Below are 1,205 nucleotides of genomic sequence, written 5' to 3'. Positions count from 1 at the left end.
GTCGAGCAGGTCGAGCAAGCTGATCCACGGCGGGCTGCGCTATCTGGAGATGCTCGACTTCGCGCTCGTCCGCGAGGCACTGAAGGAGCGCGGGCTGCTGCTGGAGCGCCTGGCCCCGCACCTGGTGAAACCCGTGCCGTTCCTCTACCCGTTGCAGCACAAGGGCTGGGAGCGGCTGTACGCGGGTTCGGGCGTCGCGCTGTACGACGCGATGTCGGTGTCGTCCGGCCACGGGCGCGGACTGCCCATGCACCGGCACCTCTCGCGTGGCCAGGCCCTGCGGGTCGCGCCCGCCCTCAAGCGGGACGCCCTGGTGGGCGCCCTCCAGTACTACGACGCCCAGATGGACGATGCCCGCTATGTGGCGACGCTGGTGCGCACCGCCGCCGGGTACGGCGCGCAGGTCGCGAACCGGGCGCGGGTGATCGGCTTCCTCCGGGAGGGTGAACGTGTCGTCGGCGCCCGGGTGGAGGACGCCGAGGAGGGTGGTGTGTACGAGGTCAGGGCCAAACAGGTGGTCAACGCCACCGGCGTCTGGACGGATGACACGCAGGCGCTGATCGGCGAGCGCGGCCAGTTCCACGTACGGGCGTCCAAGGGCATCCACCTGGTCGTCCCGAAGGACCGCATCCACTCCTCCACGGGCCTGATCCTGCGGACCGAGAAGTCCGTGCTCTTCGTCATTCCGTGGGGACGGCACTGGATCGTCGGGACGACGGACACCGACTGGGACCTGGACAAGGCGCATCCGGCCGCGTCCAGCGCGGACATCGACTATCTGCTCGAACTCGTCAACTCGGTCCTGGCCACCCCGCTGACCAGGGACGACGTCGAGGGCGTCTACGCGGGCCTGCGGCCCCTGCTGGCGGGCGAGTCGGACGCGACCAGCAAGCTGTCGCGCGAGCACACGGTGGCGCACCCGCTGCCGGGCCTCGTCGTCGTGGCGGGCGGTAAGTACACGACCTACCGGGTGATGGCGAAGGACGCCGTCGACGAGGCGGTGCACGGCCTCGACCAGCGCGTCGCGGACTGCGTCACCGAGGACATCCCGCTGCTGGGCGCCGAGGGCTACCGGGCCCTATGGAACGCCCGGGCCAGGATCGCGGCCCGGACCGGCCTCCACGTCGCCCGGGTGGAGCACCTGCTGTACCGGTACGGCTCCATGGCCGAGGAGATCCTGGAGCTGATCGTCGCCGATCCGGTGC

At 70.7% G+C, this 1,205-nt stretch carries 1 protein-coding gene; it reads left to right on the top strand.

Translation table 11 applies throughout. The features are described 5' to 3' along the window. The coding region (locus ABZV94_RS41715) for a glycerol-3-phosphate dehydrogenase/oxidase (RefSeq protein WP_356350331.1) at positions 1 to 1,205 on the top strand (1,205 nt) is incomplete at both ends.

It is taken from the genome of Streptomyces sp. NPDC004658 (assembly GCF_040609555.1).
Lineage (GTDB): Bacteria > Actinomycetota > Actinomycetes > Streptomycetales > Streptomycetaceae > Streptomyces.
Note: the sequence above shows the minus strand (reverse complement) of the source record. Positions and strands in the feature narration are given on the sequence as shown.